Here is a 13310-nt window from a genome sequence, read left to right as displayed (position 1 = left end):
TACCCAAGCAGGTGCAGCTGGAGCGCTTGTACGACGAATACTGGGATGCCTCCATGCGGTTGAACCCGCTGCAGGCCACCTTCCAGGGCGAACCACGCTACAACGACCAGTTGCCCAATATCCTGTCCGCCGCCTGGCGCCAGCAATCGCACGACTTCACCACCGAATGGCTGGGCAAGGTCGAGAAGATCGGCAGCGACGGCCTGCAGGGACAGGACCTGCTCAGCTACGAGATCTTCGTGCGCGACGCCCGCGCCTCGCTGGCCGCCGAACGCTATCCGAGCTGGATGATGCCGATCAGCCAGTACTACAACGTCGGCAGCATCATGGCCATCCTCGGCGCCGGTGCTGGCGCGCAGCCGTTCAACACGGCCAAGGACTACGACACCTGGTCGCGCCGCTCGCTGGGCATTCCCGATCTGTTCGACCAGGCCATCGCCAACATGCGCCAGGGCATGAAGGCCGGCGTGGTGCAACCGCGCGACCTGATGGAAAAGGTGCTGCCGCAACTGGATGCAGTGATCAAGCCGACCGCCGAAGAGAGCATCTTCTGGTCGCCGATCCGGACCATGCCGGAGTCCATCTCCGCCGAAGACAAGGCGCGCATCAGCGCCGAGTACAAGCGCATGATCGAACTGCGCATCATGCCGGCCTACCGCGCCCTGCGTGGCTTCATCGCCACCGAATACCTACCTGCCACGCGCAGCAGCAGCGGCCTGGGCGCACTGCCCGACGGGCAGGCCTGGTACGCCAATCTGATCGTGCAGACCACCGCCAGCCAGCAGACCGCCGCGCAGTTGCATGCGCTGGGCGAACAGCGCGTGCAGGAGCTGCAGGCGCAGATCACCACGGTGATGCGCGACGGCAAGCTGCGCAGTTCGCAGGCCAAGCTGCTGCGCAGCATGCGCAACGACCGCCAGTTCCAGTACAGCGATGCCAACGCGCTGCTCAACCGCTACCGGCAGGTGCAGCAGCAGGTCGATGCACGCCTGCCGCAGGTGCTGGACACCCTGCCGAAGGCGCCGCTGCAGATCCATGCAGTGGAGCCGGAGCGCGCCATGACCGCCGCCGCAGCCTCCTACCAGCCGTCACCCCCGGGGCAACCCGGCGTGCTGTTCGTCAACACCCGTGACCTGCCCAGCCGCAAGCGCTGGAACGTGCCGGTGCAGTATCTGCATGAAGCCATTCCCGGCCACCACGTGCAGCTGGGCCTGCAGCAGGAACTGACCAAGCTGCCGCGCTTCCGCCGCCTCGGCGGTGACCTCGCCTTCGTCGAAGGCTGGGGCCTGTATGCGGAGACCCTGGGCGAAGACCTCGGCGCGTACAGCGATCCGTACGACCGCATCGGCTATCTGTACTCGCGCCTGCTGCGCGCCGCGCGCGTGGTCGCCGACACCGGCGTGCATGCGCAGGGCTGGAGCAAGCAGCAGGCCGTGACCTATCTGCAGAAGACCGTGGACATGAGCGCTGACGATGCCAATGCGGAAGTGGAACGGATCATGGCCCAGCCTGGTCAGGCGCTGTCCAACGTGGCGGGCCTGACCACGATCATCGCCCTGCGCGACAAGGCCAAGGCACGCCAGGGTGCAGCATTCGACCTGCGTCGCTTCCATGCCGAAGTGCTGAAGGACGGTTCGATGCCACTGGATGTGCTGGACCACAAGATCGAACGCTGGCTGGCCCAGCCGGCCACCGCAACACCAGCACCCGCGCCCTGACCGTAACGGAGCTGCCATGCGCCCTGCCGCCCTGCTGTGCGCCACCGCCCTCGCCCTGCTGCCGTCGCTGACTATGGCGGCGGTACCGGTGGCGCCGCCGGATGCAGGCGTTGATGGCCTGATGCAGGCCTATGACGGCCAAGTGCCGGGCGCGGCGGTGCTGGTGCTGCACGACGGCCAGCCGGTATTCCGCCGCGGCTACGGGTTGGCCGTGGTCGAAGATGGCAGCGCCGTGACGCCGGCCAGCAACTTCCGCCTTGCTTCGGTCAGCAAGCAGTTCACTGCCGCCGCCGTACTGCTGCTGGTCGAAGATGGCCGCCTCGCGCTGGACCAGCCGGCGCGGCGCTGGCTGCCGGAACTGCCGCCCGCCGCTGCCGCCATCACCCTGCGACAGTTGCTGTCGCACACCAGCGGTCTGCTGGACTACGAAGACCTGATGGACCCTGCCGATACTCGGCAGGTGCACGATGCCGATGTGCTGGCCCTTCTGGCCCGCGAAGATCGGCTCGCCTTCGCACCCGGTACGCAGTACCGCTACAGCAACAGCGGCTACGCATTGCTGGCGCTGATCGTCGGCCGCGCCGCCGGCACCGGTTTTGCCAGCTTCCTGCAGCAGCGCATCTTCCAGCCGCTGGGCATGGCGCACACCGTCGCCCACCAGGACGGTGTCGACGTGGTCGCGCAGCGTGCCTATGGCTACAGCGAGATTGACGGCCACTGGCAACGCACCGACCAGAGCACCACCAGCGCCGTACTCGGCGACGGTGGCATCTATTCCTCGCTGGACGACCTCGCCCACTGGGATGCAGCCCTCTACGACGACCGCCTGCTGTCAGCCGCATCACGCAAGGCGATGTTCAGCCCAGCCACCGCCACCACCGAAGCGGACGTACCGCACTACGGTTTCGGCTGGCGCTTGAACGGCCGCATGCAGTGGCACAGCGGCGAAAGCATCGGCTTCCGCAACGTGATCCTGCGCTACCCGGACAAACACCTGACCGTGATCGTGCTGAGCAACCGCAACGCCCCCGAACCCTATCCGCTGGCGCTGAAGATCGCCCAGCGCTGGCTGGACACCCTGCAATGACCCCCGATACCACCGGCCTGCTGGGCATCCACCATGCCGCACTGATCTGCAGCGACTACGCCCGTTCGAAAGACTTCTACGTGCGCGTGCTGGGCCTGCGCATACTGGCCGAGAACCACCGCACCGCACGCGACTCGTGGAAGCTGGACCTCGCCCTGCCCGATGGCGGCCAACTGGAGCTGTTCTCCTTCCCCTCCCCGCCCACACGGCCCAGCCGCCCGGAAGCCCAGGGCCTGCGCCACCTCGCGTTCCGCGTAACCGCACTGGAACCCTTCATCGAACGCCTGGCCAGCCACGGCGTAGCCTGCGAACCGATCCGCGTAGACGAATACACCGGCCGCCGCTTCACCTTCTTCGCCGACCCCGACGACCTGCCGCTGGAGCTGTACGAAATCGGTTGAGCATTTTTCAATCGAGGAGATTCATCCACGCATGGCGTGGATCTACTCTCAATCGACAGAGATTCATCCACCGACAGATGTTCATCCATGCTGTGTGTCGACCAAGGTCGACACCTACCAACAGCAGGCCATGCCATTCCGGCAGATTGCAGGAACCTGTCGAAGGCGGGGTGGGTCCGGTTGCGGGGGTGTCCGCGGCATGGATGCCGCGGCCAAGCCCCCAGGGATGGGTTCACGGCGTCCCCCGCCACCGGACCCACCCCGCCATCCCACGGAACGCCGGCTGTTGCCGTTGCTTTTGACGTTGCCGTTGCCGTTGCGGGTGCCGGGCGCCACCCGGCCGAGCCCCCCCCCTTCCCCATACCCCGCCGAATGGGTATACAGTCGACCCGTACCGGCATCGTGCCGGAATGAACCCTGGGAGGGGACCATGCGCAAGACCTTCAAGACCCTGTTGCTGGCGCTGCCGCTGTGCCTGGCCGCGCTCTCCGCGCAGGCCGCCGACAGTGCTGCCGGCCGCTGGAAGACCATCGACGACAAGACCGGCAAGGTGAAGTCGATCGTCGAGATCAGCCAGGCCGCCAACGGCACGCTGACCGGCCGGGTGGTCGAGATCCTGCATTCGGACAAGGGCCCGAACCCGGTCTGCGACGGTTGTGAAGGCGCCAACAAGAACAAGCCGGTGCGCGGCATGACGATCCTCTGGAACCTGGCCCAGGACAAGGGCAGCACCAGCAAGTGGTCCGGCGGCACCATCCTCGACCCGGGCAACGGCAAGACCTACAAGTCCAAGCTGGAACTCCAGTCCGGCGGCACCAAGCTGGATGTGGCCGGCTGCATCGCCTTCATCTGCCGCACGCAGACCTGGGTGCGCGAGTAAGCGCACCGGTCCTGCACGGCCCCCAGTGACCCGGCTCCGGCCGGGTCACTGCGTTGCGGGCATGCGATAATCCCCGGTTCCCCCTGGCTGCACCCCGTGACCATGACCCGTACCGCGCTCGTCACCACCGCCCTGCCCTACGCCAACGGCCCGCTGCACCTGGGCCACCTGGTCGGCTACATCCAGGCTGACATCTGGGTGCGTGCGCGTCGAATGAGCGGCGGCAAGGCCTGGTTCGTGTGCGCCGACGACACCCACGGCACGCCGATCATGCTGGCTGCGGAGAAGGCAGGGGTCACCCCGGAAGCCTTCATCGCCAACATCCAGGCCAGTCACGAACGCGATTTCGCTGCCTTTGGCGTCGCCTTCGACCATTACGACTCGACCAATTCGGCGGCCAACAAGGCGCTGACCGAGGCGTTCTACCTGAAGCTGGAAGCGGCCGGCCACATCAGCCGCCGTTCGGTGGCGCAGTTCTACGACCCGGCCAAGGGCATGTTCCTGCCCGACCGCTACGTCAAGGGCATCTGCCCGAACTGCGGCAGCGCCGACCAGTACGGCGACAACTGCGAAGTCTGCGGTGCCACCTATGCGCCGACCGACCTGAAGGAACCGCGCTCGGTGATCTCCGGGGCCACCCCGGAAATGCGCGATTCCGAGCACTTCTTCTTCGAGGTCGGCCACTTCGACGGCTTCCTGCGCGACTGGCTGGCCGGCGATGTCGCCCTGCCCGGCGTGAAGGCCAAGCTCGGTGAATGGCTCAACGCCGAAGGTGGCCTGCGTGCGTGGGACATCTCGCGCGATGCGCCGTACTTCGGTTTCGAGATCCCCGGCCAGCCGGGCAAGTACTTCTACGTCTGGCTGGACGCGCCCATCGGCTACCTGTCCAGCTTCCAGACCTTGTGCGGCAAGATCGGCGAGGACTTCGAAGCGCACCTGCGCGCCGGCACCAGCACCGAGCTGCATCATTTCCTCGGCAAGGACATCGTCAATTTCCACGGCCTGTTCTGGCCGGCGGTGCTGCACGGCACCGGCCACCGCGCGCCGACCCGCCTGCACGTCAACGGCTACCTGACCGTCGATGGCGCGAAGATGAGCAAGTCGCGCGGCACCTTCGTGATGGCGCGTACGTTCCTGGATGCCGGCCTGGAACCGGAGGCGCTGCGTTACTACTTCGCCGCCAAGTCCGGTGGCGGCGTCGACGACCTCGACCTGAACCTGGGCGACTTCATCGCCCGCGTCAACGCCGATCTGGTCGGCAAGTTCGTCAACCTCGCCAGCCGCTGCGCCGGTTTCATCAGCAAGCGCTTCGATGGCCAGCTGGCCGCGCAGCTGCCCGACGCGGCGCAGTACCAGCGCTTCGTCGATGGCCTGGCGCCGATCCGTGAGGCGTACGAGCGCAACGACCCGGCCGCAGCGATCCGCCTGACCATGACCCTGGCCGATGAAGCCAACCGCTACATCGATGACGTCAAGCCGTGGGTGATCGCCAAGCAGGAAGGCGCCGACGCGCAGCTGCAGGCGGTCTGCAGCCAGGGCCTGAACCTGTTCCGCGTGCTGGTCACCGCCTTGAAGCCGGTGCTGCCGGCCACCGCTGCGCAGGCCGAGGCCTTCCTGGCCGCGCCGGTGAATGACTGGACCGAGCTGGCACAGCCGCTGCTGGACCACCGCATCACCGAATACACCCCGCTGTTCACCCGTATCGACCCGAAGAAGATTGACGCCATGATCGACGCCTCCAAGGACACCCTGACCGCTGCCGCTGCTGCCCCCGCAGCCAAGGTGGAAGCCGCAAAGCCTGCCGCACCGGTGGTGGCCAAGGACGAAGCAAACAGCGCTGACGCGCCGGCCTACATCGGCATCGACGACTTCGCCAAGCTCGACCTGCGCATCGGCAAGGTGCTGGTGTGCGAGTTCGTGGAAGGCTCGGACAAGCTGCTGCGTTTCGAACTGGATGCCGGCGAACTCGGCAAGCGCCAGATCTTCTCCGGCATCCGCGCCAGCTACGGCGAGCCGGAAGCGCTGGTCGGCCGCAGCGTGGTGTTCATCGCCAACCTGGCCCCGCGCAAGATGCGCTTCGGCCTGAGCGAAGGCATGATCCTGTCGGCCGGTTTCGATGGCGGCGCGCTGGCGCTGCTGGACGCCGACAGCAGCGCGCAGCCGGGCATGCCGGTGCGTTGATGCAACACGGGCGCGGCCCCGGCCGCGCCCGGTCATGAGCACCGCGAAGGGAGGTACCGTGATGGGAGATGCTGCGTTGGAACTGGCGCTGTTCGACTTCGACCACACTGTCACCACCTGCGACACCTACGGCCGCTTCCTGCGCCGGGTCGCCACCGCTGAACAGCTGGCACAGGCGTGGTGGAAAGTCGGCCCATGGCTGCTGGCCTACAAGCTGAAGCTGATCTCCGCCGAGCGCATCCGCGCACGGGTGACCCGATTGACCTTCAGCGAGCGCCATGCCGATGACATCGAGACGCTGGCGGCAGGCTTTTCCCGCGAGTTCCTGCCTGATGTCGTGCGTCCGGAAATGCTGGAGCAGATCCGCTGGCACAAGGCGCAGCAGCACACCGTGGTGGTGGTGTCCGGCTCACTGGACCTGTACCTGCGGCCGTGGTGCGAACAACTGGGCCTGCAGCTGATCTGCAATCGGCTGGAAAGCGAAAGCGGACGCCTGACCGGCCGCTACGCCGGTGGCGATTGTGGTCCGCGCAAGGTCGAGCACATCCGTCGCCAGTTCGATCTGTCACGCTACACACGCATCCATGCCTACGGTGACAGCGCCGAGGATCGTCCGATGCTGGCCCTGGCGCACGAGCGCTGGTACCGCGGCAAACCCCTGAAGTAACCACACGCGCAGCCTTCGCCACGCATGAGCCTGATTCCGCCCCTGACCGAACGCCTGGACCGCTTGCTGCCGCAGACCCAATGCGGGCAATGCGGCTACGACGGCTGTCGCCCGTATGCGCAGGCGATGGCCCGTGGCGAGGTGGGTGTGGATCGTTGTCCGCCGGGTGGCGATGCCGGGGCGCGGGCGTTGGCGCAGGTACTGGGTGTGCCGGCGCTGCCGTTTGACCGCAGCCGGGGCGAGCACAAGGCGCCGCAGGTGGCGTTGATCGTGGAGGCTGACTGCATCGGGTGTACGAAGTGCATACAGGCGTGTCCGGTGGATGCGATCGTCGGCGGGGCGAAGTACATGCATACGGTGATTGCGGATCTGTGCACGGGATGCGAGTTGTGTATTCCGCCGTGTCCGGTGGATTGCATCGAGCTGGTGTTGGTGTAGGTTTTTTTGCGACGCGGCGGCGTCGCTTTGCGCTGAGAGCAACAGCAACAGCAACAGCAACAGCAACAGCAACGGCAACGGCAACGGCAAGAGCCGTCGGCTGGCTGGGTTTCATGGTCTGGGCGGGTGGGCGGGGGCAAGCGGGACACGCCGTGAACCCATCCATGGGGGCTCGATGGCGCCTTGCTCGTGTGCGCTATCCTGCGCACGCGGCAAGACCGGGGTTGGGCGTCCTGCCCAACCCGCCAGGCGGCATGCGCCTGGCCCATGGCGCCAACGGTCCCGCTTGCCCCCGCCCACCAGCCCCTGACAGATATCCGCGGCGGACGGTCGAGCAAGTGCAATGCCATGGCTTGGGTGTTGGTAGGTGCGGATCTTGGTCCGCACCATCTGTCCGACGTCATGGACCTTCGTCGCAAACGACCTGCCCTGTGTGCACTGGCAACTATCGAATCACGATGCATGTCGCAGATTGCTCGATCATTCGCGGCCCTTGCGCCACCTGTGCTTGAGGCTGTTCAACAGCATGCAAAAATGCTGAAAGCGTCTTGATGGTGCGAGCAATGCAACTCGTCTGATTGGCATTCCGCCACAGCGGGTTTACAGATGGTGAGCCACCGCAAAAGGGTGGCCGGGTGTCGAAAACCCGCGACGCAAGATGTTGTTTACGCTTGCCAGCCGGCGTCACTTTGCGTGGCGCCGGCTGGCAATCCGTCTGCCGGTCATGGCGGGCGGAGCGTGGGGGCTTTCGGGTCCACCGGTTTCGTCTTGCGTCCCGGTTTTCGAGCCACGTCTCCGTCCGCCACCTTTGAGTGGCGGCTACCGTCTGTCCTGCACGGAGCCTTGCCATGAACGCATCGGATTTCCCCCATCTGCACCCTTACCTCGGCCCGGCAGACGCCGACGAGGACACGCAACAGGCACCAGCCTGTGATCCCACCACGCTGGTTGCGACCTTGCGGCGTATCGGTACTGGCGCGGCGGCCGATGGCCAAGCGTGGCCGGAACGGCATCAACTTCCCAGCCGGTGCATGGCACTGGCCGATGCCGACTGCGCGCTGGCAGGGCTGCGCGTGGTGCAGGAGGTCATGCTGGCCGCCGAACGCGCCCGGCAGAATGGGGCGCCGGAGGAATACGTCGGCGACCGCGTCATGGAAGGCTTGATGCTGGCCTGCGTGGCCTTGAGCGCGCAGGCAAGCACACGGTTACAACCGCAGCCGTAACAGGCGTCGCAGCGTCGCCTCACCGGCGAATGGGGTCAGATCCCTTTCCCAGTGGAAAACGGATCTGCCCCCTGCCCGGTCATTACGGCACGGCCGCCGTAACGATGATCTCGACCTTCCATTCGGCATGCGCAAGCTTGGCTTCGACGGTGGCGCGGGCCGGGGTCGCGCCATCCACCACCCACTCGTCCCACGCTTTGTTCATGCCCTCGAAGTCAGCCATGTCTGCCAGGAAGATCTCCGCACGCAGCACATGCTGGCGGTCACTGGCCACCAGCGCCAGCAGCTTGTCGATCTCGGCCAGCACCTGCCGGGTCTGCCCGGTGATGTCCTGGCTGGTGTCTTCCGGAATCTGGCCGGAAAGGTAGGCGACCTTGTTGTACACGGTCATCTCGGACATGCGCGGTCCGACGTCGTAACGCTCCATCATGGGCGTGGCTCCTGCGGGTGGTCTGAACTGCATTCTCACCCAGCCGGCGTTGGAAGTGTGTGCGCGGTGCGGCCACTGAATACCGCCACCGGCGGCACAGCCGCGCCGCTGGTCAAACCGCGCTGACAGGCGCACGATGCGCGACGCCCTGCGTTGACACCGCCCTCGCCCTTACTGCCGCACCCTTGCGCCGATGACCGCCCCTACCGATTCCGTCCCTGCCGCCCCTGCCCCGACCTGGAAGCGGGTCGTCACCATCGTCGTTCCATTGCTGATCCTGGCGCTGGCCCTGCACGGGCTGGCCGGTGAATTCGATGAGCACGGCTATCGTGCCATCCGCCAGGCCTTCCGCCAGCTCAGCGGTGCCCAGATCGCGCTGACCGTGCTGCTCGGTCTGGCCAGCTATGCGTGCCTGATCGGCTTCGATGCAATCGGCCTGCGCCGCAGCGGCGTCCGCGTGCATCCGGCACGGATCGGCATCACCGCCTTCCTCGCCCACACCCTGGGCCAGACCGTGGGCTTTGCCGCACTCACCGGTGGTGCCGTGCGCCTGCGCGGCTATCGCAGTGCCGGCCTGGATCTGGCGCAGATCGGCCAGGTGGTGCTGATGAGCACGCTGGGCTTCATCTTCGGCGCATGGCTGCTGATCGGCGTGGCGCTGTGCATGGAGCCGGCCGCTGCCGCGCTTGCGCTGCCGCTGGACCCCGCTGCAGTGCGCGTGGTCGGCATCATCGCGCTGATCGCCTTTGCCGCCACCTTCATCCTGGTCGGCCGCGACGGTCGCCAGTTCCGCATCTTCGGCCATGGCCTGTGGCTGCCCGACCGACGCACCATGCTGGGTGTCACCGTGCTCAGCGTGGTCGAGCTGGTGCTGGCCAGCGCCGCGTTCTACGTGCTGCTGCCGGATTCCACGCCAACCGGCCTGCCCGGTTTCGTCGGCCTGTACCTGGTAGCCGTGCTGGCCGGCCTGATCTCCACCGTGCCGGCCGGCCTGGGCGTGTTCGAGTGGAGCCTGCTGAAGCTGCTGCCGCAAGTGGCGCCTGCTGCGGTGCTGGCAGCGGCGTTGATCTACCGCGTCAGTTACTACGTGCTGCCGCTGCTGCTGGCAACCGTGCTGGCACTGGCGCCCGCGCTGCGGCAACCGCTGCAGGCCAGCGCAGGTGCAACCCGCGCCGGTTGGTACGCGCTGCGTCCGTGGTTGCCGCAGATCATCGCGCTGGCCGCCTTCAGTGTCGGCGCCGCGCTGGTCATCGACGGCACCTTGCCCACCCCACGCCGGCACTTGATCAATGCCTCGCTGCCGATCCTGGAAACCTCGCACCTGATCGGCAGCCTCGGCGGTGTCGCCCTGCTGTTGATCGGCCAGGGCCTGGCCCGCCGCAGCCACGCGGCCTGGATGCTGGCGATGGCGATCTGCGTGATCGCGCCGCTGCCGATCTGGCTTCGCGGTGGCCAACCGCTGATCGCGTTGTCGGCGCTGCTGGTGGCGATGGCGCTGTGGGCGGCGCGGCGCGAGTTCTATCGTCAGGGCGCGCTGCTGGACGAAGCCTGGTCGTGGCCATGGCTGCGCAACCTCGGCCTGGTGCTGGTGGCAGTGACCTGGCTGCTGTTCTTCACCTACAGCCATGTCGAATACCAGAACGAGCTGTGGTGGCAGTTCGCAGTGTCCGGCAATGCGCCACGCGCGCTGCGTGCGCTGCTGCTGGTGGCGATGGCACTGGTGATGTTCGGGCTGGCGCGGTTGCTGCACAGCACGCGCAGCCCACTGCCACCTGCCGACGACGCAACCCTGCAGGCGCTGGCACCGGTGCTGGCAGGCGCTACCGATACCCAGGCCTGTCTGGTGCTGACCGCCGACAAGGCGGTGCTGCGCGATGCGGAACACAAGGGCTTTGTGATGATGCAGCGCTACGGCGGCTCGCTGATCGCGATGGGCGACCCGGTCGGGCCACCCGAGGTGGCGCGCGCACTGATCTGGCGCTTCCGCGAAGAGGCCGACCGGCTCGGACTGCGCCCGGTGTTCTACCAGGTGGGTGAAGCGTATTGGCAGACCTATCTCGATCTCGGGCTGGGTCTGGTCAAGCTGGGTGAAGAGGCCATGGTGCCGCTGCACGACTTCGGCCTGGAAGGCCGTGAGCGTGCCGACCTGCGGCAAGCCTGGAACCGCGGCAAGCGCGGTGGGCTGTCCTTCCGCGTTGCACCGGCGGAAGAGATCCCTGCCCTGTTGCCACGCCTGCATGCCATTTCCAACGCGTGGCTGGACGACAAGTCCGGCGACGAGAAGGGCTTCTCGCTGGGCAGCTACGACCCGGATTATCTGGTGCGTTTCCCGATCGCCCTGGTCGAAGCCGAGGGTCGGATCGTGGCCTTCGCCAACCTGTGGCAGGCACCGGCCGGCGCTGAGTTGTCAGTGGATCTGATGCGCCACGTCAGCGACGCACCGAAGGGCACGATGGATTTCCTGTTCATCGAGCTGTTCCTGTGGGGCCGCGCGCAGGGGTATGCACGGTTCTCGCTGGGCATGGCGCCATTGTCCGGCCTGGCCCAGCATCGCCTGGCCGGTCGCTGGAACCGCCTGGCCGGCCTGCTCGCACGACACGGCGAGCGCTTCTATGGCTTCAGCGGCCTGCGCAGGTTCAAGTCGAAGTTCGATCCGCAATGGCGACCGCGCTACCTGGCCGCGCCCGGCGGCATGCACCTGCCGGCCGCACTGCTGGATGCCACGCGGCTGATCTCGCTGGACCCGCGGCGGAATTGAGGTCACGATCCGCCGGGCATGGCCCGGCGCTACCGAAATCATCTCGCCTGCGTCTCACCGGGTATGGCCCGGCGCTACCTGCCGCCCGGTAGGTGTCGACCTTGGTCGACACGCTCCCTGCCATGGAGTTCCAAGCCCAAGCGCCGACCAAGGTCGGCGTCTACCAGGGGCTTACGCGCCGCCCTTGAGAATTACTTCGGCCAGGCGATCATAGTCACCTCCGAAGTGATGGTCGCCCGGCAGCTTGACCTTGTGCACGCCATCGTTGCCCGGCAGACCGGGGCACAGCGCGTCCTCGTCCTTGTCGCCGTACACGCACAGGGTCTTGTCCGCCGGCAGCCTGGCTACTTCCGGCGCGATCGGCAGACCGCCGCCACCGCCGCCCAGCCAGTTGCTGACATGGAATTCAAAGTCGGCGTTCTTGCCCACCGACAGCAGCACGATGCGCTCGAGGCTGGCGCGGGTGCCTGCATCCAGCTGGTTGATGGTGGCCGGCAGCACATCGGCGCCCTGCGAGAAACCGATCAACATCACCTTGTCGCGCTGCCATTGCTGGCGGTAGTGGCCGATGATCTTCTGCAGATCGACAGCGAATCCCTGCGGCGTGCGTTCGCTCCAGAAGTAACGCAGCGAATCGAGGCCAACCACCGCCACGCCATGTTCGGCCAGGGCACCAGCTACGTCCTTGTCCAGGCCGGCCCAGCCACCATCGCCGGAAACGAACACCGCCAGTGTGTCACCACTGCCCTGCGCCGGCACTTCCACTACCGGCAGCCCCTTCAGGGCATCCGGCGGCGGTGCCAGCGCGATCCCGGCCTGCGCACCGATCACCCGGGCCGCTGCCACCAGCCCCGGTGTCGCATCGCCGGCAACGGTGCGCTTGAATTCGCGGGCCATCGCAACCTGCTGCACAAACGGGCCTGCACTGTTGGTTGAACACCCCGCCGCACCGGCCGCGTTCAACCACGGGAAATTCAGTTCACTGGGCTGCAAGCGGTCGTGCTTCACGCCATCGCCGCAGACCATGCGCTCGTGCGTGTGGGCCGGGCAGAAGCCCGAGGTCAACAGGCCGGCAAAGACCTGGGTGTCGGCCTGCGCTGCCAGCGCATAGGCCAGCTCGGCGCCTTCGCCGCTGCCGCCGACCAACGGCAGGTGATAGCCCGGCAGATGCAGGAACGCCTGCACCCAACGTGAGAAATTCTCGACATCGCCCGCCCCGAACGCGCAGCTGCTGTTGCCTTCGCGCTTGAGCACGCCGCGCAGGTGGGCCACATCCACCGAGGCCACCAGCGCACCATCGGCACGCAGCGCTTCGATCGGCGTGCGGCCGGCATCAGCGCCGTCATGGAACCAGATCACCACCCGTTGTGGCGCCCCGGCCGGCACATGCACCGGCACCTGATCGAAGCGTCCGTGGCTGACCTGCTGCACAGCGGCCATCGCTGGCAACGCCGCCAACGCCAACACCAGCCCCATCGCCCTGCCCAGCCCTGCACGCATCGTTTCGCATCCCGTTGGAATGCGCAC

At 66.8% G+C, this 13310-nt stretch carries 11 protein-coding genes; 9 read left to right on the top strand and 2 right to left on the bottom strand.

The genetic code is table 11. From position 1 onward, the window contains the following. The 8 genes from ACQ5SA_RS12640 to ACQ5SA_RS12605 all read left to right on the top strand — a co-directional run. Positions 1 to 1718 (top strand): DUF885 domain-containing protein (locus tag ACQ5SA_RS12640; RefSeq protein WP_499314394.1); only part of this gene is annotated, 1718 nt, incomplete at its 5' end. Positions 1719 to 1734: 16 nt separating this feature from the next. Further along, positions 1735 to 2805: a serine hydrolase domain-containing protein gene (locus tag ACQ5SA_RS12635; protein ID WP_363732292.1), complete on the top strand. Its 1071-nt coding sequence runs from the start codon at positions 1735 to 1737 to the stop codon at positions 2803 to 2805. Beyond that, entirely contained in the window at positions 2802 to 3206 is a 405-nt protein-coding gene (gene gloA2, locus ACQ5SA_RS12630) for an SMU1112c/YaeR family gloxylase I-like metalloprotein (protein WP_499314393.1), read from the top strand. The genes ACQ5SA_RS12635 and gloA2 overlap by 4 nt, the downstream gene beginning before the upstream one ends. Positions 3207 to 3636: 430 nt before the next feature. Further along, complete coding sequence (locus tag ACQ5SA_RS12625; protein ID WP_100553177.1) at positions 3637 to 4086, top strand: DUF2147 domain-containing protein; 450 nt, start codon at positions 3637 to 3639, stop codon at positions 4084 to 4086. A 102-nt stretch (positions 4087 to 4188) separates the two neighbouring features. Further along, on the top strand, positions 4189 to 6267 hold the full coding sequence (gene metG / locus ACQ5SA_RS12620) for a methionine--tRNA ligase (protein ID WP_499314398.1): 2079 nt from the start codon (positions 4189 to 4191) through the stop codon (positions 6265 to 6267). Positions 6268 to 6343: 76 nt separating this feature from the next. Beyond that, a complete protein-coding gene (locus tag ACQ5SA_RS12615) occupies positions 6344 to 6934 on the top strand; it encodes an HAD family hydrolase (RefSeq protein WP_165787242.1) in 591 nt (196 codons plus the stop codon). 24 nt (positions 6935 to 6958) lie between these two features. Further along, positions 6959 to 7372 (top strand): Rnf electron transport complex subunit RnfB, encoded by a 414-nt coding sequence (gene rnfB / locus ACQ5SA_RS12610; protein ID WP_100461287.1) that lies wholly within the window; start codon positions 6959 to 6961, stop codon positions 7370 to 7372. Between the two features lie 848 nt (positions 7373 to 8220). Next, positions 8221 to 8595, top strand: coding sequence for a hypothetical protein (locus ACQ5SA_RS12605; RefSeq protein WP_499314392.1), 375 nt, complete (start codon positions 8221 to 8223; stop codon positions 8593 to 8595). Positions 8596 to 8677: 82 nt separating this feature from the next. Here the strand turns inward: ACQ5SA_RS12605 and ACQ5SA_RS12600 are convergent, their stop codons facing one another. Continuing rightward, positions 8678 to 9025 carry a RidA family protein gene (locus ACQ5SA_RS12600; RefSeq protein WP_223496073.1) on the bottom strand — a complete coding sequence of 116 codons (348 nt, stop codon included), beginning with the start codon at positions 9023 to 9025 and terminating at the stop codon, positions 8678 to 8680. Positions 9026 to 9218: 193 nt separating this feature from the next. Here ACQ5SA_RS12600 and mprF point away from each other — a divergent pair, with 193 nt between their 5' ends. Beyond that, positions 9219 to 11783: a bifunctional lysylphosphatidylglycerol flippase/synthetase MprF gene (gene mprF, locus ACQ5SA_RS12595; RefSeq protein WP_499314391.1), complete on the top strand. Its 2565-nt coding sequence runs from the start codon at positions 9219 to 9221 to the stop codon at positions 11781 to 11783. 171 nt (positions 11784 to 11954) lie between these two features. Here mprF and ACQ5SA_RS12590 read toward each other — a convergent pair whose 3' ends face one another. Beyond that, positions 11955 to 13283, bottom strand: coding sequence for a virulence factor family protein (locus ACQ5SA_RS12590; RefSeq protein WP_499314390.1), 1329 nt, complete (start codon positions 13281 to 13283; stop codon positions 11955 to 11957). Between the last annotated feature and the right edge of the window lie 27 nt (positions 13284 to 13310).

Source organism: Stenotrophomonas indicatrix (assembly GCF_050573115.1).
GTDB classification, from domain to species: domain Bacteria; phylum Pseudomonadota; class Gammaproteobacteria; order Xanthomonadales; family Xanthomonadaceae; genus Stenotrophomonas; species Stenotrophomonas lactitubi_A.
This window is presented reverse-complemented; position numbering and strand designations above follow the sequence as displayed.

Coding starts and splice junctions, on each gene's coding strand:
- ACQ5SA_RS12635 (WP_363732292.1), top strand. CDS start 1,735: ATGCGCCCTGCCGCCCTGCTGTGCGCCACCGCCCTCGCCCTGCTGCCG.
- gloA2 (WP_499314393.1), top strand. CDS start 2,802: ATGACCCCCGATACCACCGGCCTGCTGGGCATCCACCATGCCGCACTG.
- ACQ5SA_RS12625 (WP_100553177.1), top strand. CDS start 3,637: ATGCGCAAGACCTTCAAGACCCTGTTGCTGGCGCTGCCGCTGTGCCTG.
- metG (WP_499314398.1), top strand. CDS start 4,189: ATGACCCGTACCGCGCTCGTCACCACCGCCCTGCCCTACGCCAACGGC.
- rnfB (WP_100461287.1), top strand. CDS start 6,959: ATGAGCCTGATTCCGCCCCTGACCGAACGCCTGGACCGCTTGCTGCCG.
- ACQ5SA_RS12605 (WP_499314392.1), top strand. CDS start 8,221: ATGAACGCATCGGATTTCCCCCATCTGCACCCTTACCTCGGCCCGGCA.
- ACQ5SA_RS12600 (WP_223496073.1), bottom strand. CDS start 9,025: ATGATGGAGCGTTACGACGTCGGACCGCGCATGTCCGAGATGACCGTG.
- mprF (WP_499314391.1), top strand. CDS start 9,219: ATGACCGCCCCTACCGATTCCGTCCCTGCCGCCCCTGCCCCGACCTGG.
- ACQ5SA_RS12590 (WP_499314390.1), bottom strand. CDS start 13,283: ATGCGTGCAGGGCTGGGCAGGGCGATGGGGCTGGTGTTGGCGTTGGCG.